Source organism: Plantibacter sp. Leaf314, assembly GCF_001423185.1.
In the GTDB taxonomy this organism is placed as follows: Bacteria; Actinomycetota; Actinomycetes; order Actinomycetales; family Microbacteriaceae; genus Plantibacter.
Genome location: NZ_LMOB01000002.1, coordinates 198750 through 222446 on the forward strand (window position 1 = coordinate 198750; position 23697 = coordinate 222446).

Sequence of the window (23697 nt, forward strand, 5' to 3'; positions counted from 1 at the left end):
CGGATAGCCCGGTGCGACGATCCGGCGGAGCGATGCTCAGCAGGATGGAAACACGGTGGGACCCGAACAGACGCGATCAATTGGTGCGAAAGCGATGATTGTGCGGAAATGCCCCGGAAGCCGGTTACGCCGAAGAGGCGGGGTGGGCCGGGTGCCCTCCTACTGTAGCACCCTTGAAGTCGACCGCGAGCATGAGCGACTGCCACGGGGTGGCGGAGTGCTCGGCGACGAGGGCGGTGGCCTCGAGCCGGCGGCCCGGGTCGTCCGCGAGGACGAGGATCGACGGGCCGGCGCCGGAGACGACCGCGGCGAAGCCGTGCTCGCGCAGCATCGTGATGAGGCTGTTCGTCTCGGGCATGGCCGCGGCACGGTAGCTCTGGTGCAGACGGTCCTCCGTGGCCGCGAGCAGGAGCTCCGGGCTCTGGGTGAGCGCCGCGACGAGCAGCGCCGACCGGGAGACGTTGAACGCGGCGTCGGCGTGCGGCACGTTCGCGGGCTGCAGGCTGCGGGCGAGTTCGGTCGACATGGTGTGCTCCGGCACCAGCACGAGGGGCGAGACGCCACGGTGCACGATCAGCTTCTTGTGCTGGGGCCCGTCGTCCGTCGTCCACGCGATCGTGAGCCCGCCGAACAGCGCCGGCGCGACGTTGTCGGGGTGGCCCTCCATCTCCGTGGCGAGCCGGAGGAGGTCGTCCGGGCCGAGTTCGACCTGTCCCTCGAGCAGCCCCTTCGCCGCCATGATGCCGGAGACGATCGCGGCACCCGAGGATCCGAGCCCGCGGCCGTGCGGGATCACGTTGCGAGCGACGACGTCGAGACCGGGCAGCTCCCGACCGTAGGCGCGGAGGGCGTGCGTGATCGCGGTGATGACGAGGTTCGTCTCGTCGGTCGGGACCTCGCCGGCTCCGACGCCGATCACCTCGACGAACACGCCGGGCTCCTCGCGGACCGTGACGGTCAGTTCGTCGTACAGCGCGAGCGCCAGTCCGAGCGTGTCGAACCCGGGGCCGAGGTTCGCGGTGGTCGCGGGGACCTTGACGGTGACGGTGCGCCCGATCTCCAGCGTGTCGGAAGAGCTCATACGGTGGCCTGCAATCTGAAGAGGGGTCGGGGTTCGACGCGGTCGGGGGTCGTGCTGCTCGGCACCTACTCGGCTCCTTCGACCCGGAGCACGGACACGACCCGCTCGACATGGGCGTTCGAGGCGAGCTGCTCGACGGTGGCCGCGAGAGCCGATTCGAGCGCCCGGTGGGTGCCGATGACCAGGGTAGCGGTCGACAGCGTGCCGTCCGAGGAGGCCACGGACTGCTGGAACGTCTCGACCGAGACGCCACCGTCGCTGAGGATCCCGGCGACGGACGCGAGGACACCGGGCTCGTCGGCGACCTCGAGGGTCACCTGGTACCGGGTGGTGACGCGACCGATGTCGAGCACGGGCAGGTCCGCGTGGGTCGACTCGCCGACCCCCGGTCCGCCGGCCACGTGACGCCTGGCCGCCGAGACCAGGTCGCCGAGCACCGCGGAGGCGGTCTCCTTGCCGCCGGCGCCGGCGCCGTAGAACATGAGGCTGCCGGCGTTCTCGGCCTCGACGAACACGGCGTTGTTCCCACCGTGCACGGCGGCGAGCGGGTGCTCGCGCCCGATGAGCGCGGGGTAGACGCGGGCCGACAGGCCCTCCTCGCCGGTGGTCTCGTCGACGATCCGCTCGGCGATCGCGAGCAGCTTGATGACGTAGCCCTCACGCCGTGCGAGGTCGACCTGCGCCTTGGTGATGCCGGTGATCCCCTCGCGGTGGACGGCCTCGACGGGCACGGTGGTGTGGAAGGCGAGACTGGCGAGGATGGTCGCCTTCTGGGCGGCGTCGTACCCCTCGACGTCGAGGGTCGGGTCGGCCTCGAGGTAGCCGAGCTCGCTCGCCACGGCGGCCGCCGCCTCCATGGTGTCGCCGAAGCGGTCCATCCGGTCGAGCATGTAGTTGGTGCTGCCGTTCACGATGCCGAGCACGCGGTTGATGCGGTCGCCGGCGAGGCTCTCACGCAACGGGCGGATGATCGGGATGGCGGCCGCGACCGCCGCCTCGTAGTAGAGCTGCGCGCCGACCTGCTCGGCGGCGTCGAAGAGCTCGGGACCGTGGGTCGCGAGCAGCGCCTTGTTGGCGGTGACGATGTCGGCACCGGCGTTGATCGCCTGCAGGATGTGGCTCCGCGCCGGCTCGATGCCACCGATGAGTTCGATGACGATGTCGGCACTCAGGATGAGCTGTTCGGCATCCGTCGTGTAGAGCTCCCGTGGCAGCTCGACGTCCCGTGGGGCGTCGACGTCGCGCACGGCGATGCCGATGAGCTCGAGGCTCGCTCCGGCGCGGGACGCCAGCTCGTCGGCGTGCTCGAGCAGGAGGCGGGCAACCTGCGAGCCCACCGATCCGGCGCCCAGCAGGGCCACTTTCAATCCGCGGTATTCGATCATTCCGTGTCCAATCCCGCATCGCGGCTGAGGAGGTCGTGCTCGGTCTCGCCACGCACGATGATGCGGGCCTCACCGCCTGCGACGGCGACGACGGCCGGGCGACCGAGGTAGTTGTAGTTGCTCGCCAAGGACCAGCAGTAGGCGCCCGTCGCCGGGACGGCCAGGAGGTCGCCGTCGCGCACGTCGGCGGGCAGGTAGTCGGCGTTCACGACGATGTCACCCGACTCGCAGTGCTTGCCGGCGATCCGGACGAGCGCTGGGCCCGCCTCGCTCACCCGGTCGGCGATGCGGACCGTGTAGTCCGCGCCGTACAGCGAGGGGCGCGCGTTGTCGCTCATGCCGCCGTCGACGCTGACGTAGCGGCGGACGGCCGTCTCGCCCTCGTCGTTCCACGCGACCGTCACGTCCTTGATCGTGCCGACCTCGTACAGCGTGATGCCGGGACCGCCGATGATGGCGCGACCCGGTTCGAACGCGAGCTTCGGGATCGGGACGCCATGGAGCTCGGCGGCGGTCCGCACCCCGGCGAGGATGTCGGCGGCGAGCTGTTCGATCGACGTGGGGTCGTCCGCACTCGTGTAGGCGATGCCGAAGCCGCCGCCGAGGTTCAGTTCGGGCACGGGGCCGGTCTCGAGCAGGCGTGCGTGCACGGCGAGGAGTCGGGCGGCGGACTCCGCGAAGCCGTCCGACCCGAAGATCTGGGAGCCGATGTGGCAGTGGAGCCCGAGGAAGTCGAGCGAAGCGTGGGAGCGGATCCGTGCCACGGCGTCGGCCGCGTCCTCGAGGGGCAGGCCGAACTTCTGGTCCTCGTGCGCCGTCGCCAGGTACTCGTGCGTGTGCGCGTGGACGCCGCTGTTGACCCGCAGCCGGACGGACTGGACGCGGCCGGCGCGCTCCGCCGCCGCAGCGACCCGCTCGATCTCGACCAGGCTGTCGAGCACGATGGCACCGATCCCGACGCCGACGGCGCGCTCGATCTCGGCGACGGACTTGTTGTTGCCGTGGAACCCCAGCCGGCCGGGGTCGGCCCCGGCGGCGAGGGCGACGGCGAGTTCTCCCCCGCTGCAGATGTCGATGCGGAGGCCCTCCGCCGTCATCCAGCGGGCGACCTCGGAGGACAGGAACGCCTTCCCGGCGTAGTAGACGGCGACGCTCGTCCCGTGCGCGGCCGCCTCACGTTCGAAGGCTTCGCGCAGGCGGCGCGCCCTGCTCCGGGCGTCGTCCTCGTCGACGACGTAGAGCGGCGTCCCGAACCGTCGACGGAGCGTGTTGACGTCGACCCCGCCGACGCGCAGGACGCCGTCGGCGTCGCGGGCGGCGGAGGCCGGCCACACGGCCGGATCGAGGGCGTTCGGGTCGACCGGCTCGGCGAGCCAGTCTGGGGCGAGGGGGTTTCTGGCCACGGGGTTGTCCTGAGTCCTGGTGAGCGGAAGAGGAGGTTCTCGTTGGGCGAGCGGACCCGGTTTGGCCCCTGAAGCACCGATTTGGAGAGCACCGATGAAGGTGGGTGCGCGCGGCTCGGGCGGGTGTCCCGGTCGACCGCACCCATCGCCGCCCGGTTGGAACGGCTGAGGTGGAACACGAGCCTTCCGGCCCGACGGCACACGTCACCGCCCGGTCGGAGCAGTGGGTGTGGAGAAAGTCTAGCGAGCCGTCAAGGCTCCTGCAGCATCGTGACGTCCCGCCGGTTCACCGAGGCGGTCGCGAGCCATCGGCGCAGCGCTCACCCGCAGCTGCCGAGGGTCTGCAGGGAGGCCTCGTCGAGGCGGAGCGTCGTCGACGTGAGCGTGGCCGTCGCCGCTTCCGGAGTCACCGAGAGACCGTCGAGGTCGACGCCCTCCGGCAGGTACTGGGCGACGCAGATGCTCGGCGGATCCCCCTGCAGGAATCCGGTCACGAGGGCCCGCAGGTCGATCACACCGAGGAGGCCCGTGTCGACGTTCACCGACGTCGGCATGAGGTTCACCCGCTCGGCCGTCGTGGTCGGCGCCACGGAGAAGTCGTACGGGATGGTGAACCCCAGCACGGTCGCCTCTCCCGCGTACCCGACCTCGTCGTCCCCCAGGGTGAGCGTGCCGGGGAGCCCGGCGGTCTTCGCGAGCGCCGCCGCCCCACCCGCGTCGATCCGGATCGTCGCCACCACCCGGCCGATGGTCTGCTTCGGATCGAGCGGCACCGCGTCGGCGCTGACCCGGACGTCCAGCGGGATGCCGTCGACGCTCGCGCCCGGCGCCCGCAGGTCCACGTGCTCGAACGTGCCGGTGAGGTACTGGGCGATGACCGAGGCTCCGCCGATCGACGCGGTGACGTCGGCGTCGACGCCCTCGGGCAGGTTCTGCTCGATCTGCGTGGCGACACGATCCTCGGCGACGCCTCGCACGATGGTGTCGGCGATCAGGAACGCGCCGACGAGGACGACGATCACCCCGGCCACGACGACGATCGGAACCCAGGGACGCCTGCGCTTGCGAGACGGTGCACTCATGCTCCGAGCGTAGCGAACCGTGGTCTGGGAGCAGACGTCAGCAGGGTTGGTCGAGCTCCGCCTCGGCCATGTCCAGCACGCGCCCGCTGAACCGTTCCCACTCGGCGGCCGAGGTCGGGTGGAAGGCCGCCAGGGTGTAGCCCTCCAGCTCGGTGAGGTTCGCGTCCTCCAGCGATCCCCGCGCGACCACGTCGGCGGAGATGAACGCCGCCCGGACCGGATCACCGGGGATGACGAAGGCCGGTGCGACCGTCTCACCGCCGTCGCCGGTGACGACGACCGCGAGCGCGTCCGGCAGTTGCAGCGTGCTCGCCCCCGCCTCCTGCAGTTCGATCTCGAACGGCGCGCACTGGACCGCCGGCCAGACGATGTTCTGGAGGTAGTCCATCGTGCCGACACTCCCCGCGTGCAGCCCGTCCGGGAACTGCAGACGGATCGAGACGCCGGCGCCCTCCGTGCCGAACGGCGCGAAGGCACGGAGGTCGACGGCCGAGGACGGCGACGTGCCACTCGGCGTCGGGGTGCCTGACGCGTCCGGGCCCGTGCCGACGCAGCCGGCGCAGGACAGGACGCCCAGGACCGCGGCGGCAGCGAGGATCGGGCGGAACCGGGGCGGATGCATGCTGCCACGGTACCGGAGGGTCCGCCTCCCGCCCGGCACGTTCACCGGCGGAGCTGGCGCGCGCAGGAGCCATCCCGAAGGACGGTCCGGCGCGCGCCGGAGCCGGTGCCGCGGTGACGCTACATGCGCTCCGGTGCGGAGACGCCGAGGAGGGCGAGGCCGTTGCGGATGACGGTGCCGGTGGCGTCGTTCAGCCACAGCCGCGTGCGGTGGAGGTCGGTGACCGGCTCCTCGCCCATCGGGACGACCCGGCAGCTGTCGTACCACTTGTGGTACAGGCTCGCCGTCTCCTCCAGGTGGCGCGCGACCCGGTGGGGTTCGCGCAGCTGCGCGGCCTGTGCCACGATGCGCGGGAACTCCTGGAGCACACCGAGGAGCGCGGACTCCGTCTCGTGGGCGAGGAGTTCGGGGGCGAACACGCTGCGGTCGACGCCCGCCGAAGCAGCGTTGCGCGCCACCGAGCTCGTGCGGGCGTGCGCGTACTGGACGTAGAACACGGGGTTGTCGTTCGTGCGGCTGCGGAGCTGCTCGGGGTCGAGGGCCAGCGGCGAGTCGGCCGGGTAGCGACCGAGCGAGTACCGCAGGGCGTCCGTCCCGATCCAGGCCTGCAGGTCGTCCAGCTCGATGATGTTGCCGGCGCGCTTCGAGAGTCGGGCGCCGTTCACGCTGACGAGCTGGCCGATGAGCACCTCGATGTCGCGGTCGGGGTCGTCTCCCGCGGCACCCGCGAGGGCCTTCAAGCGGTGCACGTAGCCGTGGTGGTCGGCGCCCAGGAGGTAGACCTTGTGCTGGAAGCCGCGGTCGCCCTTGTTCAGGTAGTACGCCGCGTCCGCCGCGAAGTAGGTGTAGACACCGTTCGAGCGGCGGATCACCCGGTTCTTGTCGTCGCCGAAGTCCGTGGTGCGCACCCACACGGCACCGTCCTCGTCGAAGACATGACCCTGCTCGCGCAGGCGGTCGACGGCCTGGTCGATGAGGCTGGTGCCGTCCTCGCCCGTCGCGTGCAGGGTGCGCTCGCTGAACCAGACGTCGAAATGGACGTTGAAGCGCTCGAGGGACGCGCGGATCTCGCCGAGCTGCAGGGCGTATGCGCGTTCCCGCGCGACCTCGCGGGCGTCAGGACGCTCGAGGAGGTCGGGGATCTCGGCCAGCACGGTCTTCGCGAGGTCGCCGATGTACGCCCCGGGATAGCCGCCCTCAGGCGTCGGCTCACCCTTGGCCGCTGCGAGGATCGAGTCCGCGAAGGTGTCCATCTGGTTGCCTGCGTCGTTGATGTAGTACTCGCTGACGAGCGTCGCGCCGGACGCGCCGAGCACGCGGGCCAGGGAGTCGCCGAGAGCGGCCCACCGCGTGTGGCCGATGTGGAGCGGGCCCGTGGGGTTCGCGGAGACGAACTCGATGTTGATGGTCTGGCCCGCGAGGCTGTCGTTGCGCCCGAAGGCCTCGCCGGCGTCGACGATGACCTTCGCGAGGGCACCGGCGGCGGCGGCATCGAGCCGGACGTTGATGAACCCCGGGCCGGCGACCTCGACCGAGGCGACCCCGTCGACCTGGACGAGCGCGTCGGCGAACTCCTGCGCGAGCTCGCGCGGATTCGCGCCCACCCGCTTCGCGAGCTTCATCGCGATGTTGCACGCCCAGTCGCCGTGGTCGCGGTTCTTGGGCCGCTCCAGCACCACGTCGTCGACCGAGACCACGACCTCCTGGTCGATCCCCGCCGCCTCGCGTCGTCGTTCGACGATCGGAACGACGATGGCGTGCAGGGCGGAGGCGAGGTCTTCAGGAGTCACGAGGAGCGATTCTACCCGGGCTCCCGGCGGGAGCGGCACGGGGCCCGCCCGGCGGAACGATGCGTCAGGCGAGCACGACCGGCTGTGCGGGATCGTCGGTGGGGAGGACATCGATCAGCGCGTCGATCCGCATGTCCTCGACGGTGACGTTGCCGTGGTGGTTGCTCAGCCACGCGACGTCCGCCGCGTCGCGACCCGTCGCGATCCGGACGAGCGACTGGCGCGGGGCGAGCCCCGTCGCGTCGACCACGTGCCACGCGCCGTCGACGAACCCTTCGGCGACGGCGTGGAAGTCCATCGGCACGAGGCCGGGGGCGTACACGGCCGCGTACCGCGCCGGGATGTCGAGCGCACGCAGCATGGCGATCGTCAGGTGTGCGAAGTCCCGGCAGACCCCTTGGCCGGCGGCGAGGGTCGAGACCGCACTGTCGGAGACGGTCGTGGAACCCGAGACGTAGGAGAGGTGACGGCCGACCCACGCGGCGACCCACGGCAGGATCTGGAGGCCGCCCGACACCGTGCCGTCCTCGTGCAGACGACGGTGCTCGAGCAGGTATCCGAGCTCGGAGCGCGCGAGCGAGAACAGGGCGTCCGACTCGCAGTAGCGGCTCGGGCGGAGGGCGGTCACCGTCTCCAGGGGGTCGACCGCCCGCGGCACCGCCTGCCCGACGACCACCGCCTCGTAGTCGACCTGCAGGCGTCCCGGCTCGGCGATCACGCGGTGGAGCCGGGTGTCGTCCGGGCCGAGGATCTCGGTGACGGCGCACGGGCCGTCCGAGGAGCGCACCTGCAGCCGTTCACTCGCCAGCGGGGTACCGCCGGCGACAGCGATGGAGAAGATGAGGTCGGCTCGATCGTGCACCCGCAGATCGAGCGACGCGGTCAGGGTGCGCTGCATGTGCCCATCATCCCACGCGGTCACGAGCACCGACCCCGCGTCGCTCCGGTTCCGGCGACGGCCTCGACTCTGGTAGCTTGGACACGTTCCGCCTTCGTAGCTCAGCGGAAGAGCGCTTCCCTCCGGAGGAAGAAGTCGCTGGTTCGAATCCAGTCGAGGGCACCATCTCATCAGGCACGACGCCGTCCGCCCACGCGGACGGGTCACTCCGCGATACTGGACGCATGTCGCGACCGAGCCGCCACCCGCAGCCCACGGTCCGACTCCTCCCCTGGGCTCGGGCGGACGAGCTCGACCTCGACGGCACCGCCGACCGACTCGACGAGGCCGCCAGGGACCGTCTCGAAGCGTCGTCCGAGGCCGGGGCCCGCCGCTTCCTGTTCGGTCGCGCGCTCCTGGTTTGCACCGTCGCGGAGACGGTCGGCGCGGACGCCCGGCGCGTCACGGTGACCGCCCGCTGCCCGGACTGCGGGCTCGCCCACGGACGGCCGCAGGTGCGCGTCGACGGCGTGATCGTCCACGCAAGCGTCTCGCACACCGGCGGCGCCTCGGTGGTCGCACTGTCGGTGTCGAACCCGGTCGGCGTCGACGTCGAACGGCTCGACGCGGCACGGTTCGGCGGCGTCGAGGCCGTCGCCCTCTCCCCCGCGGAACGGGAGCGGTGGCTCCGGTTGCCGGAGCGACGACGACTGCGGTCCCTCGCCGAACACTGGACGGCGAAGGAGGCGGTGACGAAGGCGCTCGGCACCGGACTCACGACCGATCCAGCGACGATCGGCCTCACCGGCTATATCGGCCGCGCCGGAGGGACGGTCGCCGAGATCGCGGGACGCCGCTTCGTCGTCGACCATCCGACCCTCGCACCGGACACCGTGGTGGCGACGGCCCTCCTGCTCCCCTGAGCCGGGCTCAGCGGGTGGGGAACGGCGGCAGCGCCTCACGGAACAGCCAGGCGTCGAGCAGCGACTCGATCGGCTCCGGCGCATGGCGGTCGGCGGTGCGCACGAAGTCCTCGGTCGACACTGTGGCGAACCGGAACGTCGCCACCCAGTCGCGGAGGAGGTCGAAGAACGCGTCGTCGCCGAGGAGCAGCCGGACGGCGTGCAGGGCGATGGCGCCGCGCTTGTACACGCGGTCGTCGAACATGTCCGCGGGCCCCGGGTCGCCGACGACGATGTCCTGCGGTGCTCGACGGAGCACCGCGTAGTGGGCTCTGGCGCAGGCGTCCGCGGTCTCGGCCCCCGACTGCTCCGACCACAGCCACTCGGCGTAACAGGCGAAGCCCTCGTGGAGCCAGATGTCGCGCCACGCGCCGATCGTCAGGCTGTTGCCGAACCACTGGTGCGCGAGCTCGTGGGCGATCAGTCGCTCGGAGCCGCCGACGCCGTCCACGTGGTTGCGTCCGAACACGCTCATCCCCTGCGCTTCGAGCGGGATCTCCAACTCGTCGTCGGTGACGACCACCCCATAACTCTCGAACGGGTAGGGGCCGAAGGCGCGCTCGAAGCAGGCGAGCATGTCGACCTGCTCGGCGAAGTCGTGACGGAAGTCGGCGGTGAGGTCACGCGGGAGGTGGGCGACGACCGGCACGGCGGAGGCCGCCACCCGGGCGTCGACGGCGAGGCGCTGGTAGCGCCCGATCTGCACGGTGGCGAGATAGGCCGCCATCGGCTCGCGCTGCTCGTAGACCCAGGTCGTCCGACTCGCCCGCGCCGTCCGTGAGACGAGCTCGCCAGGGGCGACGACCGTGTAGGCCGAGGCGGCGGTGACACTGATGCGGTAGGCCGCCTTGTCGGAGGGGTGGTCGTTGCACGGGAACCAGCTCGAGGCGCCGCAGGGCTGCGAGGCCACGATGACGCCGTCCTCGAGCTCCTCCCAGCCGATCTCGCCCCAGTGGCTGCGGACCGGACGGGGCGTCCCGGCGTACCGGACGAGGACGGTGAACTCGGCTCCGGCGGCGATCGGATTCCGCGGGGTGAGGGTCAGTTTCCCCGAGCCGTGCGTGCGCTTCGCGTCGACACCGTCCACCTGGGCGCGGGTGACGCGCAGGGCCGCGAGGTCCAGGGAGAAGCGGGAGAGCTCCTCCGTCGCGACCACCGTCAGGCGTGCCGTCGCGCTCAGGCCGTTCCGGTCGATCGCGTAGTCGAGGTCGAGCTCGTAGCGGACGACGTGGTAGCCGCGGTTGCCGCTCGTCGGCGTGTAGGGATCGCCTGCGCTGCGCAGGCGGGCGAGCGCCTCCCCCATCAGGACGCGACCTGGGGCTCCCGGTACTCCGCCGTCGTCACCTCGCGCCACGGGCCGATCGGGTTGCCGCTCCACCTGGTGCCGGCGGGGACGCGTTCGCCGCGCATCACGAGGGAGGCGGGGCCGACGGTCGCGTCGTCGTCGATCCGGGCTCCGGGGAGGATGACGCTGTGCGGTCCGAGCGTGGCGCCCGCAGCGAGTTCGACCTGATCCATACTCATGATTCGATCATGGAACAGGTGTGTTTGCACAACGCAGCCCCGGTTGACCGTCGCGCCGTCGCCCAGCTCGACGAGGTCGGCCTCCGGCAGCCAGTAACTCTCGCACCAGACACCGCGACCGATCCGGGCGCCCAGTGACCGCAACCACCAGGTCAGGGCGGGGGTGCCGGTGGCGGGCGCGGCGAACCACGGCGCCGCGACCATCTCGACGAAGGTGTCCGACACCTCGTTGCGCCAGATGAACGAGGACCACAGCGGGTGCTCCCCGGCACGGATCGGTCCGACGATGAGCCACTTGGCGACGGTCGTGATGCCGGCCGCAACCGCACCGGCCGCGAGGAGGACGGCACCGCTGACCGCGACAGCCACGCCGAGACCCCAGGTGTCGGCGAACCAGGCGAGCGTGAGCAGCACGAGCAGGGCGATGCCCGTCGTCACCATCACCGGGACGATGCGACAGACCTCCCAGAGGGACCGGGCGATGCGGAGCCGCAGCGGCGGCGCGTAGGTGCGGTCGAGGTCGGCGTCCGACACCTGCCTGCGGAGTCGCATCGGCGGGCTGCCGAGCCACGACGACCCGGACTTCGCCTTCCGCGGGGCGGCCGACAGCACCGCCACGAGTCCGTTCTTCGGGACGTGCATGCCGGGGCCCGCCATCCCGGAGTTGCCGAGGAACGCGCGCTTCCCGACGGACGCGCCCGCGATCCGCATCCACCCGCCGCCGAGTTCGTAGGACGCCACCATCGTGTCGTCGGCGAGGAACGCGCCGTCACCCACGGTCGTCATGCGCGGCAGGAGGAGGACCGTCGACGCCTCGACGTTCTTGCCGACCTTCGCGCCGAGCAGGCGGAGCCACACCGGCGTGAAGAGGCTCGCGTAGATGGGGAAGAGCAGGGTGCGGGCGGCGTCGAGCAGGCGCTCGGTGGCCCACACCTGCCAACCGACACGACTGCGCACCGGGAAGTAGCCCTCCCGCAGCCCGATGCCGAGCAGACGGACCAGGCCGATCGTGCTGATCGCGAGGACGAGGAACCACACGATCGTCGCGACCGGCACCCAGAGGAGCGCGCGCCAGGAGAACTCGACGAGGGACCCGGAACCGGCGGCTCCGGCGGCCACGACCGCGGCGGCGAGCACGAAGGCGAGGAAGGGCAGGACCGAGAGGAGCGCCGAGCCGACACCGTAGGCGAACAACCAACGCCGCCGCCTGGGCGGGCGCTCGGTGGGCCAGACGGGCTTCGCCTTGCCGACGCGGACGGCGGGTGAACCGGACCACAGGTGGCCGGAGGGCACCCGACCGAACACCGACGATCCCGGGGCGATCTCGGCGCGCTTGCCGATCCGTGTGCCGGCGAGCAGCGTGCTGCGAGCGCCGACCGTGCTCTCCGCACCGATGTGGACGTGGCCGAGTCGGAGCGTGTCGCCGTCGACCCAGTACCCGCGGAGGTCCACCTCGGGCTCGATCGAGGCGCGGGCTCCCACAGTCAGGAAGCCGGTGACGGGCGGAACGCTGTGCAGGTCGGCGTCGGGGCCGATCTTCGCGCCCAGGGCCCTCGCATAGTGCGAGATCCAGGGGGCGCCGGCGAGGCTCACCGCACCGACCGTGTCGGCGACGCGTTCGGCGAGCCAGAGCCGGACGTGGACCGAACCGCCGCGTGGGTAGTCGCCCGGTCGCACACCGGCGAGCAGCAGCCGCGAGGCGACGACCGAGATCGCCATCCGCCCGATGGGGGTGATGACGAGGAGGAATCCGAGCGCGATCCACCACCACGAGACCATCGGCAGGTAGGGCACGTCGGCCACGAGGCCGAGCACGCGGCTGCCGGCGAGCAGGTACACGAGCCACCGGAGGCCCACGAGGATGAGCAGCGGGATCCCGAGCAGGGTCTGCACCCACTGGGTGGTGAGCGGGGTGGGACGGACGGGGTCGGCCACCGCGGCGCGGGTGCGGCGCTCGGGGCGTCGGCCGTCGAGCTCGGCGGCCATGGCGCCGAGTCGCGGGTGGCCGTAGATGTCGGCGACGGTGAACTCCGCGTCCCTCGTGCGGATGAGCGAGACCAGCTGTGCGGCGGCCAGGCTGCCACCGCCGAGGCTGAAGAAGTTGTCGCCCTCCGCCGTGACCCGGACGCCGAGCACGGCCGTCCACTGTTCGGCGAGCCAGGCGGCCGTGCCCGACAGGGTCGAGGCGTCCTCCCCGTCGGTCCCGCCGAGCGGCCACGGCAGCGCCGCCCGGTCGACCTTGCCCGAGGTGCGCGTGGGCAGTTCGGACACGACCGCGAGCAGGGGCACGAGCGGTGCGGGCAGTTGCTCGCGAAGCGTGCCCAGCGCGCCGTCCAGGGAGAAGGCGTCACCGTCCGGGACCGCGAGATAGCCCACGAGGACCGGGTTGCCGGCCGCGGTGCGCTGGACGGCTGCGGCGGCACCCGAGACACCTGGGAGGGCCTGCAGGGCGGCCTCGATCTCGCCGAGCTCGACGCGACGGCCGCCGATCTTGACCTGGTCGTCCGCGCGTCCCTGGAAGACGAGCCCCGCGGCCTCGAAGCGGACGAGGTCGCCGCTGCGGTAGGCCCGGTGCCATCCGAGGCTCGGCATGGGCGCGTACCGTTCGGCGTCCTTGACGGGGTCGAGGTACCTGGCGAGACCGACGCCGCCGATGATGAGCTCGCCGACACCGCCCTCCTCCACCGGCACCCCGTCCGCGTCGACCACGGCGAGGTCCCAGCCGTCGAGCGGGAGACCGATCCGCACGGGCTGTTCTCCGGTGAGGAGCGCCGCGCAGGCGACGACCGTGGCCTCCGTCGGGCCGTAGGTGTTCCAGACCTCGCGCCCGTCGACGGCGAGTCGAGCGGCGAGCTCCGGCGGGCAGGCCTCGCCGCCGAAGATGAGCATGCGGATGTTCTCGAGCGACTCCGCCGGCCACATGGCCGCGAGCGTCGGCACCGTGGACACCACGGTGATGCCCTTCGCGGTGAGCCAGGGACCGAGGTCCATCCCGCTGCGGACGAGCGACCGTGGCGCCGGGACGAGGCAGGCCCCGTGGCCCCAGGCGAGCCACATCTCCTCGCACGACGCGTCGAAGGCGACGGAGAGCCCGGCGAGCACCCGGTCGCCCGGACCGAGGGGCTCGGCCTGCAGGAAGAGGCGGGCCTCGGCGTCGACGAACGCCGCGGCGGACCGGTGGGAGACGGCGACGCCCTTCGGCGTCCCCGTCGATCCCGAGGTGAAGATGATCCACGAGTCGTCGTCGAGCCGAGGAGCCTCGAGGATCGGGATCGCCCGGGTCGCCGGGTGCGGCGTCCCCTCGACGGCGAGCCGGATCGGCTCCCCCGTGGTCTCGTCCCCGGTTCCCCCGGCGGCCTCGACCGCGGATCCGAGGCGCCGGAAGACACCGCCGTCCTCGAGGACCCCGACCACGGCCGCCTCACCGAACACGAGGCGGGCGCGCTCCTCCGGGTCGTCTGCGTCGACGGGCACGTACGCGGCTCCCGCGAACAGGATGCCGAGGATGCCGAGGTACAGCTCGCGCGAACCCGATGCGATCCGCACCCCCACCCGGTCGCCACGGCGGACACCGGCGGCGAGCAGGGCCGCCGCGAGGCGTTCGGCGCTCACGATGAGTTCGCGGTAGCTGAGCGCGCCGGCAGCGTCCTCGAGTGCTGAGGCCTCGGGGTGCGCCGCGGCGACGGCACGCAGCACGTCGATCAGGGTGCGTTGGGCGGGCGCACGTCCGCCGCCGAGCAGCGTCGGCTGCCGCTCTGCGAGCAGGGCGGTGGTGGTCTCAGCGTCCATGCGCGATCCTCTGTCGTCCGGCCATCAGCGTCGCCAACGCTAGGGAGCGCAGGTGGACGGCCGGTGAACCCCAGTCAACCGCGAGGTGTCGCGGGCGCGACGGCGACCCACCGCACGCCCGGGGGAAGCTCGGCGCACTCGCGCCTACCATGGCCTGCATGACCATCGAATACTCCGTGCCCCAGGAACGCCAGCTCGTGACCGCCATCCCCGGTCCCCGATCGCTCGCCCTCACGGAACGGCGCCGCAGGGCGGTGTCGCGCGGCGCGGGCAACCTCGCCCCGGTGTGGATGGACCACGGCTCCGGCGGCATCCTCGTGGACGTCGACGGCAACCGCATCATCGACCTCGGCACGGGCATCGGGGTCACGACCATCGGTCACGCCAACCCCGACGTCGCCGCGGCCGCCGCCGAGCAGGCCACGAAACTCACCCACACGCTCTTCACGGTGACGCCGTACGAGAACTACCTGCGGGTGGCGGAGAAGCTCGCCGAGATCACCCCCGGCGACTTCGAGAAGCACTCGATCCTGTTGAACTCCGGCGCCGAAGCGGTGGAGAACGCCGTCAAGATCGCCAAGAAGTACACGGGCCGCCGCGCGATCGTCGCGCTCGACCACGCCTTCCACGGCCGCACGAACCTCACCATGGCGATGACCTACCGCCCGGCCCCCGAACGGCTCGGCTTCGGACCGTTCCCCGGCGAGATCTACAGTGTCCCGCTGTCCTACCCCTTCCGCGACGGGCTCACCGGGCCGGAGGCCGCCGAGGTCACGATCGACTACATCGAGCGGCACATCGGAGCGAGTGAGGTCGCCGCGTTCTTCGCCGAACCGGTCCTCGGCGACGGTGGCATCGTGATCCCCGCCCCCGGCTACTTCTCGCGCATCAGCGAATGGTGCACCGAGAACGGGATCGTGTTCGTCGCCGACGAGATCCAGGCCGGCATCGGTCGGACCGGCGCGTGGTACTCGATCGAGCACCACGGCGTCGTCCCCGACCTCATCACGAGCGCCAAGGGCATCGCCGGCGGCTTCCCGCTCTCGGCGGTCACGGGGCGGGCCGAGATCATGGACTCGGTGCAGCCCGGTGGCATCGGCGGCACCTTCGGCGGCAACCCGGTGTCCACCGCTGCGGCACTCGCCACCTTCGACGTCATCGAGCGGGAGGACCTGCTGGGCGAGGCGCGTCGCGTGGGGGCCACGCTGCAGACGCTCATGGGCGACTGGGCCGAGCGGTTCGACATCGTCGGCGAGGTCCGGATCATCGGCGCGATGGCCGGCGTCGAACTCGTCGTCCCCGGCACGAAGCAACCGCATCCCACGGCGCTGCAGACGGTCATCGACGCGGCGATCGCCCAGGGCGTGCTCGTGCTCGACGCCGGGTCATGGGACTCGGTGCTCCGGCTGCTCCCGAGCGCGGTCATGTCCGACGAGCTGCTGCGCGACGCGGTCTCGGTCCTCGAGGACGCCCTGGCGCAGGTCACGTCCTAGCGGACCGGCCGGGCGGGCGGCTCAGTCGACGGTGACGAAGTCGATGAGCTGCTCGACCCGGCCGAGCAGCTCGGGTTCGAGGTCGTTGAACGTCCGGACCTGACCGAGGATGCGCTTCCAGGCGCGGGCGATGTCGGCCTGCGTGTCGTGGGGCCAGCCGAAGGCCTGGCAGATCCCCTTCTTCCACTCGATCGACCGCGGGATGGTCGGCCACTCCTGCAACCCGACCTTTGCGGGCTTCACGGCCTGCCAGACGTCGACGTACGGGTGGCCGACGATGAGGACGTTCCGGCCGTTCGGCCCGGCCATGACCGCATCGGCGATGCGCTGCTCCTTCGAACCGCGGACCAGGTGGTCGACGAGCACCCCGACGCGCCGGTCGGGGCCCGGCCGGAACTCGGCGAGCGCGGCGTCGAGGTGGTCGACGCCGGCGAGGTACTCCACGACGACGCCCTCGACCCGGAGGTCGTCGCCCCAGACCCGCTCGACGAGTTCCGCGTCGTGCCGCCCCTCGACGAAGATCCGGCTCGCTCGAGCCACCCGGGCGGTCGTCTCCACGGCGAAGGACCCGGACGCCGTCCGGGCACGACCGGCGGGAGCACGTTTGGGCACGACGAGGACGACCGGCTCCCCCTCGAGGAGGAAGCCGGCCCCCATCGGGAACACGCGACGCTTGCCCCGGTAGTCCTCGAGCTCGACCGTCTTCGCCTCGACGCGCGTGATCGCACCGCAGAAGCCGCCGAGCTCCTCGATGACGAGGTCGGTCACGGCCTCGACCTCTCGGGCGACCACCCGGTTCTTCTTCCGCCAGTCACCCGCGAGGACGTCCTGGCCATACCTGTCTTCGAACACCCGTCAACGCTACGACAGCGCGGTGGACAAGCCAGGAGCGCTCCGGCGTGGCGTCGCGCGGTTGTCACCGGAGGCGGGCGGTCCCGGCGTCGTCCTCGCCCGTGGACGAGACCCGGTTCAGGCGGCTGCGCGCTCCGCTTCGCGGGCGAGGCCACCGAGCAGCAGCTCGAGCTGGTCGTCGACGGTGCCGGGGTCCTCCGGGTGCCACTGCACGCCCGTGATGGGGAGGGTGTGGTGCTCGATCGCCTCGACGGTGCCGTCGGAGGACCAGGCGACCGCTCGGAGTCCCTCGCCGAGTTCGCCGACCGCCTGGTGGTGGGCGCTCTGCACCTGGAGGTGCCGGGCCCGCAGCCGGAACGCGAGGGCGCTCGACGGGTCGAGCTCGACCTCGTGGGGCGTCATGCTCTGATCGACCGGGACGCCGTCGTTGCGGTGGGTGCTGTGCGCACCGAGGTCCTGGACGAGCGTGCCGCCGAGGGCGACGTTGATGATCTGGTGCCCGCGGCAGATGCCGAGGAGCGGCGTGCCACGTTCGGCGGCCCGTCTCGCGACGGCGAGCTGCGCGCGGTCGGCCTCAGGGAAGTGCTGGCCCTCGGCACGGTAGCCGACGGCACCCCCGTAGTGGATGGGGTCGATGTCGGCCCCGCCCATGAGGACGACGGCCGAGGCGCCGTCGGTCGCGGCGAGGAGCGCCTCGGTGCCGAGGTCCTCCGCGGCCCACCGCGTCACCCGCCACCCGGCCCGTTCGGCCGCCGCGATGGTGCGACCGAGGAGGATCTGCACGTACTCGTGGTACGCCTGGTCGTCCTCGCGGAACCTCGTGACCTCGATGAGCGCCAGCATGGGTGAGACGTGTCCTTGCATGATGCTCCTTCCAGGGGTTCCGCGACGGGGACTCGTCCAGTCTCGCCGTGCCGACCCGGGGACGCGACCGGACGCGTCACGCTCGGTAACAGAGCGTCGACGTGCACGGGGCGTCGACGTGCATGGGCGACGACCGCCGCATAGCACAGCTCGCAGCAGGCTCCCCCGCCCGGAGGCACCGGTAGAGAAGTCCGGGCCCCGGACCTAGACTCGGACCCGAGCCGCGGGGTGGGGCTCGACGGGTCCGGACGAGTGACGAGGTGGCCGATGCGGGTTCGCTGGGCGGTATCGATCTGGGCGTTCTGCCTGGCCGTGCTCCTCGGCGCGGGGGCGACCGCCGCCTGGGCCGACAGCCCGGTCCAGCTCGGTTCCGCACGCATCGCCGACAGCGCCGGCATCCTCGACGGCTCCGAGCGGGCGATGGTCACCGACAGCATCGACGACCTCGCCACCGAACACGGTGTCGACCTGTGGGTCGTGTACGTCCCGACCTTCACGGATCCGAGCGACGCCGAGGGGTGGGCGAACCAGACGGCCGAGGACAACAACCTCGGACCGAACCAGTACCTCCTGGCCATCGCGACCGAGGACCGCGCCTACTACCTCTCCGGCGACTCCAGCGGCCCGGTCAGCGGCGACCAGCTCACCGCGATCGAGCAGCGACTCATCCTGCCGCAGCTGCGCGACGAGGACTGGGCCGGCGCCGGTGTCGCAGCCGCCCAGGGGCTCGGCTCCGCGGTGGGCGGCGGGTCGACCGGGGCCGCCGGCAGTGGTGGCTCGACCGGCTGGCTGACGGTCCTCCTGATCGTCGTCGTCGCCGTGGTGGCCGTCGTCCTCCTGGTCGTCTTCCTCCGTCGGCGGCGCGTCGCGGCCGGCCAGGGTCCGGCTCCGACCGGGCGGGCGGGCGCACCGGTCGATCCGCTGACGACCACCTCGATCCCCGAACTCGAGCGACTCGCCGGAAGCGCCCTCGTCCAGACCGACGACGCCGTCCGCACGAGCGAGGAGGAGCTCGGCTTCGCGACCGCCTCCTACGGCGAACAGGCCACGGCGGCGTTCACCGCAGCCCTCGCCGGAGCGAAGGAGCAGCTCACGCAGGCGTTCGCACTCCGGCAACGGCTCGACGACGCCGAACCGGACACCGAGCAGCAGCAGCGCGACTGGAACATCGAGATCATCCGGCGCTGCGACCACGCGAACCACGTGCTCGACGAGCAGGCCGCATCCTTCGACGAGCTCCGCGCCCTCGAGCGGAACGCGCCGGCGGCCGTCGAAGAGCTCCGAGCGAGGACGGCGGCCGCGGAGCCAGCGGTGCAGACGGCTCGGGAGACGGTGACCGCCCTGCAGGCGAGGTACACCCCCGACGCACTCATCACGGTCCTCGACAACCCGTCGGAGGCGGCGGAGCGCCTCACCTTCGCCACGGCGGCCGTCGCCGACGCCTCGGCCAGGCTCGCCGCCGGCGATTCGGGCGAGGCGGCCGTCGGCATCCGCGCAGCGGAGGAGGCACTCGACCAGAGCACGCAGCTGACCGGTGCCGTCAAGCGCCTGCAGGCGGATCTGACGGCCGCGGAACAGCAGGTGGCCGCCCGGATCGCCGAGCTCGACGGCGACGTCGCCGCCGCGGCAGGCCAGGCGGATCCGACCGGAGGCCTCGCGGCGGCCGTCGCGAGCACGTCGGCCACGGTCGCCCAGGTGCGCACCGCGCTCGGCGTCGCGAACAACCCGATCGCCCTGCTCGCCCGGCTGGACGCGGCGAACGCCCAGATCGACGGTGCCCTGCAGGAGGTCCGCACCGCCGCGGAGCAGCGGCAGCGCGCGGTCGCCGCACTCGGCCAGACGCTCCAGACCGCGCAGGCACAGGTGTCCGCCGCGGAGGACTTCGTCGTGTCGCGACGCGGCGCCGTCGGGCCGGAGGCGAGGACCCGTCTCGCCGAGGCCGGCCGCACCCTCGTGCAGGCGCAGGGCCTCGCCCCGAACGACCCGACGCAGGCGCTCTCGCTCGCCCAGCGCGCCACCTCGCTCGCCGGCCAGGCCGTGCAGCTCGCCCAGGCCGACCTCGGACAGTTCCAGAACCAGTCGGCCGGCGGCCTCGACGGGATGTTCGACGGCGGCGGTCAGGGCGGCGGCAACGGCATGCTCGGCGCCGTCCTCGGCGGCATCCTCATCAACTCCGTCCTCGGCGGGGGCGGAGGCGGCGGTTCGCGCTCCGGCGGCGGCATGTTCGGCGGCGGTGGTGGCGGCAGCCGGTCCCGGAGTGGCGGCGGTATGTTCGGCGGCGGCGGCGGTCGCTCACGCAGCGCCGGCAGCTTCGGCGGCGGCGGCACCCGCTCGAGGCGCGGCGGTGGCCGATTCTGAGCCCGCGCCGCCGTCAGACCCCAGTGTCCGAGACGAACCCAACCGATCCAGCAGGACCAGAGAGAGGAACCACACCATGGCAGAGAAGCAGTCCATCTTCGGACGCATCGCCCAGCTGACCAAGGCCAACATCAACGCGCTGCTCGACTCCGCCGAGGATCCGCAGAAGATGCTCGACCAGATGGTCCGTGACTACACGAACTCCATCGCCGACGCCGAGAGCGCGATCGCCGAGACCATCGGCAACCTCCGCCTCCTCGAGCAGGACCACCAGCAGGACGTCGAAGCGGCCTCGGAGTGGGGCACGAAGGCGCTGGCCGCGAGCCGCAAGGCCGACGAGTACCGCCAGGCCGGCAACAGCGCCGACGCGGACAAGTTCGACAACCTCGCGAAGATCGCCCTCCAGCGTCAGATCGGCGCGGAGAACGAGGCCAAGCAGGCCGAGCCGCAGCTCGCGTCGCAGACGAAGGTCGTGGAGCAGCTCAAGAACGGCCTCAACGGCATGAAGTCGAAGCTCGAACAGCTGAAGACGAAGCGCAGCGAGCTCGTCGCCCGCGCGAAGACCGCCGAGGCGCAGCGCAAGGTCGCGGATGCGGTCGGCAGCATCGACATCATGGACCCGACGAGCGACCTGAGCCGGTACGAGGACAAGATCCGTCGCGAGGAGGCGAAGGTGCTCGGGCAGCAGGAGCTCGCCGCCTCGAGCCTCGACGCGCAGTTCAACGACCTCGAGGACCTGGGCGAGCTGACCGAGGTCGAAGCCCGCTTGGCCGCACTGAAGAGCGGCGCTCCGTCGTCACCCGCGATCGAGTCCTCGGGCCCCGAGTTCACGCCGAACGCCGGTCGGTAACGACGACCCGACGGGTCCCCGGGGCCACCCGGGGCCCGTCGCCATCGCCCCACGCACCGTCGCACCACCCCCAGGAAGGCACCGCATGACGCAGTTCGTCGTCGTACCCCAGTGGCAGGGCTCCGGTTCGTCCAGGGCCATGCAGTTGATCGATGGAGCCGAAGCGATCCGCGGAGACCTGCCGGTCGCGGCGACCACCCTCGTCCATGTCCCCGCCGAGGCGGGAGAGGCCCTCGACACCGGCATCCGGCGGGCCAGTTCGCTGGCGACGACCGTCGGCCTCCAGCGGCAGGCGCTCGCGGGGATCGACGAGCCGGTCATCACCATCGGCGGGGACTGCGGCGTCGAACTCGCCTCCGTCGGCGAAGCCCTCCGGCGCGACCCCGGGATCGCGGTGGTCTGGTTCGATGCGCACGGCGACCTCAACACCCCGCTCAGCTCACCCTCCGGCGCGTTCAGCGGCATGGTGACGCGGGCGCTCACCGGCGAAGGCGCGGCGATGCTGTTGCCCGAGGCACCGCTCGACCCCGAGCGGCTGGTCCTCGTCGGCGTGCGGGATCTCGACGACGGTGAGCTCGCGCACATCGAGGAGCGCGGCATCCCGATGGTCTCCTCGGTGATGACGAGCGCGGCCGAGGTCGTCGCGGCCGTCGAGGCGACCGGCGCCGAACGGGTCTACCTCCACGTGGACGTCGACGTCCTCGACCCCTCCGTCATCGCCGGCGTCAGCTCGGCCGTCCCGTTCGGTCTGGAACTCGGCACCCTGATGGAGTCCATCACCGCCCTGCGCGCCCGCTTCGGCTTCGCCGGTGCCGGCGTCACCGGTTTCTCCCCCGCCACCCCGGAGGCCGCGTCCGACGACCTCGGCACCATCCTCCGCATCATCGGCGCGATCAGTCGCGACCCGAATCCGAACCGCACCAACCCGACAGGAGTCACCCCATGAGCCGTACCGTCGATCTCGTCGTCATCGGAGCCGGACCCGTCGGCGAGAACGTCGCCGACTACGCCCACCGCGGCGGGCTCAGCGTGGTCGTCGTCGAGAGCGAACTGGTCGGGGGTGAGTGCTCCTACTGGGCCTGCATGCCCTCGAAGGCGCTCATCCGCTCGGGGGCGGCACTCCGAGCCGCGAAGCGCACCGGTGGGTCCATCCCCGAGGACACCGCACTCGACCCGCTCAAGGTCCTCGCACGCCGCGACTCGTTCACGAGCGACTGGTCGGACGCCGGTCAGGTCGAGTGGCTCGAGGGGGCAGGCATCGAGCTGGTCCGCGGGCACGGCCGCCTCACCGGTGAGCGCGAGGTCACCGTGACGGCAGCCGACGGCACGACGACCGTCCTCTCGGCGACCCACGCCGTCGCCGTCTGCACCGGATCCGCCGCCCTCCTCCCCGACATCGCGGGACTGGCCGAGGTGCGCCCCTGGACGAGCCGTGAGGCGACCAGCGTGCAGACCCTGCCGAGCTCCGTCGCCTTCCTCGGGGGCGGGGTCGTGGCCGTCGAACTCGCGACCGCCTACCGCTCGCTCGGCGTCGACGTCACGCTCGTCGCGCGCAGCGGTCTGCTCGGCGCCAACGAACCCTTCGCCGGGGAGCTCGTCGAATCGTCCCTCCGCGAGCTCGGCGTGACGATCGTGCACGCCTCCCCCACCGCCGTGTCGCGGGCCGACGGCGGTGCCGTGACGCTCGAGTTCGACGAGCACGACGCCGTGACCGCCGAAGAACTCGTCGTCGCCACCGGCCGGACGCCGCGGACGGACGATCTCGGACTCGAGACCGCCGGGCTCGAACCGGGCGCGTGGATCGACGTCGATGACCAGCTCCGGGTGCCGGGCAGCGACTGGCTGTACGCCGTCGGCGACGTGAACCACCGGGCGCTCCTGACACACCAGGGCAAGTACCAGGCACGTGCCGCCGGCGCGGTCATCGCCGCGCGGGCGAACGGCGAGGACGTCGACACCAGCCCGTGGAGCGACCACGCAGCGACCGCCGACCACCGCGCCGTGCCGCAGGTCGTCTTCTCCGAGCCCGAGGTCGCCGCCGTCGGGCTGACGGCCAAGCAGGCCGAGCAGGCGGGGATCGACCACCGGGTCGTCGACTACGACCTCGGTGGCATCGCAGGCTCGAGCCTCCACGCCGACGGCTACACCGGGCAGGCGAGGATGGTCGTCGACGAGGAGCGCGGCGTGATCGTGGGGATGACCTTCGTGGGCCAGGACGTGGCCGAGCTCGTCCACGCGGCGACCATCGCCGTCGTGGGTGAGGTGCCGTTGCACCGGCTCTGGCACGCCGTGCCGTCGTACCCGACGATGAGCGAGATCTGGTTGCGGCTCCTCGAGACCTACCGGAGCGGTGCATGACCGATCGGTCAGGGGACGCGGTGCGGAGCAGACGGTCCGGTGGACCGTGGCTCGACTCGCCCGTGAGCCGCCTCGGGTACTGGTACGCCACGCTCACGGGCCTCGTGTGGGGCGCGATCTGGAGCACCGGTCCCGTGGAACGACGAGGTGGGATGATCGTCTTCCGCGGCATGCCGTCCTGGACCTTCGGGCGCGGCGGGTCCTGCGTCGGCGGGGTGTACCTCACGGACCGGAACGTGTCGACGCGCGTCCTGGAGCACGAGGCGGTGCACAAGCGTCAGTGGCAGCGCTACGGGATGCTCTTCCCGCTCATGTACGGCATCGCCGGGCGCGACCCGTTGCGGAACCGGTTCGAGATCGAAGCCGGCCTCGAGGCCGGCGGATACCTGCCGAAACGTCGCTGAGCC

General features: G+C 71.9%; 18 protein-coding genes and 1 tRNA gene. 8 read left to right on the top strand and 11 right to left on the bottom strand.

The genetic code is table 11. The features are described 5' to 3' along the window. Positions 1–124 precede the first annotated feature (124 nt). From thrB to ASF68_RS14230, 7 genes are all read right to left on the bottom strand, one after another. Positions 125–1081 carry a homoserine kinase gene (thrB, locus tag ASF68_RS14200; RefSeq protein WP_056012473.1) on the bottom strand — a complete coding sequence of 319 codons (957 nt, stop codon included), beginning with the start codon at positions 1079–1081 and terminating at the stop codon, positions 125–127. Between the two features lie 65 nt (positions 1082–1146). Next, positions 1147–2466: a homoserine dehydrogenase gene (locus ASF68_RS14205; protein WP_056012476.1), complete on the bottom strand. Its 1320-nt coding sequence runs from the start codon at positions 2464–2466 to the stop codon at positions 1147–1149. Next, a complete protein-coding gene (gene lysA / locus ASF68_RS14210; RefSeq protein WP_056012478.1) occupies positions 2463–3869 on the bottom strand; it encodes a diaminopimelate decarboxylase in 1407 nt (468 codons plus the stop codon). The genes ASF68_RS14205 and lysA overlap by 4 nt, the downstream gene beginning before the upstream one ends. Positions 3870–4189: 320 nt before the next feature. Continuing rightward, positions 4190–4951: a DUF2993 domain-containing protein gene (locus tag ASF68_RS14215; RefSeq protein WP_082498692.1), complete on the bottom strand. Its 762-nt coding sequence runs from the start codon at positions 4949–4951 to the stop codon at positions 4190–4192. Between the two features lie 37 nt (positions 4952–4988). Continuing rightward, positions 4989–5573: a hypothetical protein gene (locus ASF68_RS14220; protein WP_056012483.1), complete on the bottom strand. Its 585-nt coding sequence runs from the start codon at positions 5571–5573 to the stop codon at positions 4989–4991. Between the two features lie 119 nt (positions 5574–5692). Continuing rightward, on the bottom strand, positions 5693–7363 hold the full coding sequence (locus ASF68_RS14225; RefSeq protein WP_056012486.1) for an arginine--tRNA ligase: 1671 nt from the start codon (positions 7361–7363) through the stop codon (positions 5693–5695). 64 nt (positions 7364–7427) lie between these two features. Beyond that, entirely contained in the window at positions 7428–8261 is an 834-nt protein-coding gene (locus ASF68_RS14230; protein WP_056012488.1) for a transglutaminase family protein, read from the bottom strand. A gap of 90 nt (positions 8262–8351) precedes the next feature. Between ASF68_RS14230 and ASF68_RS14235 the strand changes: the two genes are divergently transcribed. Together ASF68_RS14235 and ASF68_RS14240 are read left to right on the top strand one after the other, a co-directional pair. Next, positions 8352–8426, top strand: a tRNA-Arg gene (locus ASF68_RS14235). A gap of 59 nt (positions 8427–8485) precedes the next feature. After that, positions 8486–9163, top strand: coding sequence for a 4'-phosphopantetheinyl transferase superfamily protein (locus ASF68_RS14240; protein ID WP_056012491.1), 678 nt, complete (start codon positions 8486–8488; stop codon positions 9161–9163). A 7-nt stretch (positions 9164–9170) separates the two neighbouring features. Here ASF68_RS14240 and ASF68_RS14245 read toward each other — a convergent pair whose 3' ends face one another. Then, positions 9171–10505: a M1 family metallopeptidase gene (locus ASF68_RS14245; RefSeq protein WP_056012494.1), complete on the bottom strand. Its 1335-nt coding sequence runs from the start codon at positions 10503–10505 to the stop codon at positions 9171–9173. After that, the gene (locus tag ASF68_RS14250) at positions 10505–14515 is read right to left on the bottom strand and encodes a Pls/PosA family non-ribosomal peptide synthetase (protein WP_056012496.1); all 4011 of its coding nucleotides are present in this window, start codon (positions 14513–14515) and stop codon (positions 10505–10507) included. Before ASF68_RS14250 ends, ASF68_RS14245 begins: the two co-directional genes overlap by 1 nt. Positions 14516–14664: 149 nt before the next feature. Here ASF68_RS14250 and ASF68_RS14255 point away from each other — a divergent pair, with 149 nt between their 5' ends. Next, positions 14665–16008 (top strand): aminotransferase class III-fold pyridoxal phosphate-dependent enzyme, encoded by a 1344-nt coding sequence (locus ASF68_RS14255; protein ID WP_056012498.1) that lies wholly within the window; start codon positions 14665–14667, stop codon positions 16006–16008. 21 nt (positions 16009–16029) lie between these two features. On the opposite strand, the gene ASF68_RS14260 is transcribed toward ASF68_RS14255, so the two are convergent. Both ASF68_RS14260 and ASF68_RS14265 read right to left on the bottom strand, forming a co-directional pair. After that, the gene (locus ASF68_RS14260; RefSeq protein ID WP_056012500.1) at positions 16030–16860 is read right to left on the bottom strand and encodes a DUF3097 domain-containing protein; all 831 of its coding nucleotides are present in this window, start codon (positions 16858–16860) and stop codon (positions 16030–16032) included. A 117-nt stretch (positions 16861–16977) separates the two neighbouring features. Next, complete coding sequence (locus tag ASF68_RS14265) at positions 16978–17724, bottom strand: gamma-glutamyl-gamma-aminobutyrate hydrolase family protein (RefSeq protein WP_056012502.1); 747 nt, start codon at positions 17722–17724, stop codon at positions 16978–16980. Between the two features lie 267 nt (positions 17725–17991). Between ASF68_RS14265 and ASF68_RS14270 the strand changes: the two genes are divergently transcribed. The 5 genes from ASF68_RS14270 (at position 17992) to ASF68_RS14290 (ending at position 23694) form a co-directional block, all read left to right on the top strand. After that, on the top strand, positions 17992–20082 hold the full coding sequence (locus tag ASF68_RS14270) for a TPM domain-containing protein (RefSeq protein WP_056012505.1): 2091 nt from the start codon (positions 17992–17994) through the stop codon (positions 20080–20082). Positions 20083–20158: 76 nt separating this feature from the next. Then, positions 20159–20932 carry a PspA/IM30 family protein gene (locus tag ASF68_RS14275; protein ID WP_056012508.1) on the top strand — a complete coding sequence of 258 codons (774 nt, stop codon included), beginning with the start codon at positions 20159–20161 and terminating at the stop codon, positions 20930–20932. A gap of 85 nt (positions 20933–21017) precedes the next feature. Next, positions 21018–21878: an arginase family protein gene (locus ASF68_RS14280; protein WP_056012511.1), complete on the top strand. Its 861-nt coding sequence runs from the start codon at positions 21018–21020 to the stop codon at positions 21876–21878. After that, the gene (locus ASF68_RS14285; protein WP_056012514.1) at positions 21875–23290 is read left to right on the top strand and encodes an NAD(P)/FAD-dependent oxidoreductase; all 1416 of its coding nucleotides are present in this window, start codon (positions 21875–21877) and stop codon (positions 23288–23290) included. Before ASF68_RS14280 ends, ASF68_RS14285 begins: the two co-directional genes overlap by 4 nt. Further along, on the top strand, positions 23287–23694 hold the full coding sequence (locus tag ASF68_RS14290; protein WP_056012517.1) for a hypothetical protein: 408 nt from the start codon (positions 23287–23289) through the stop codon (positions 23692–23694). Before ASF68_RS14285 ends, ASF68_RS14290 begins: the two co-directional genes overlap by 4 nt. Positions 23695–23697 lie beyond the last annotated feature (3 nt).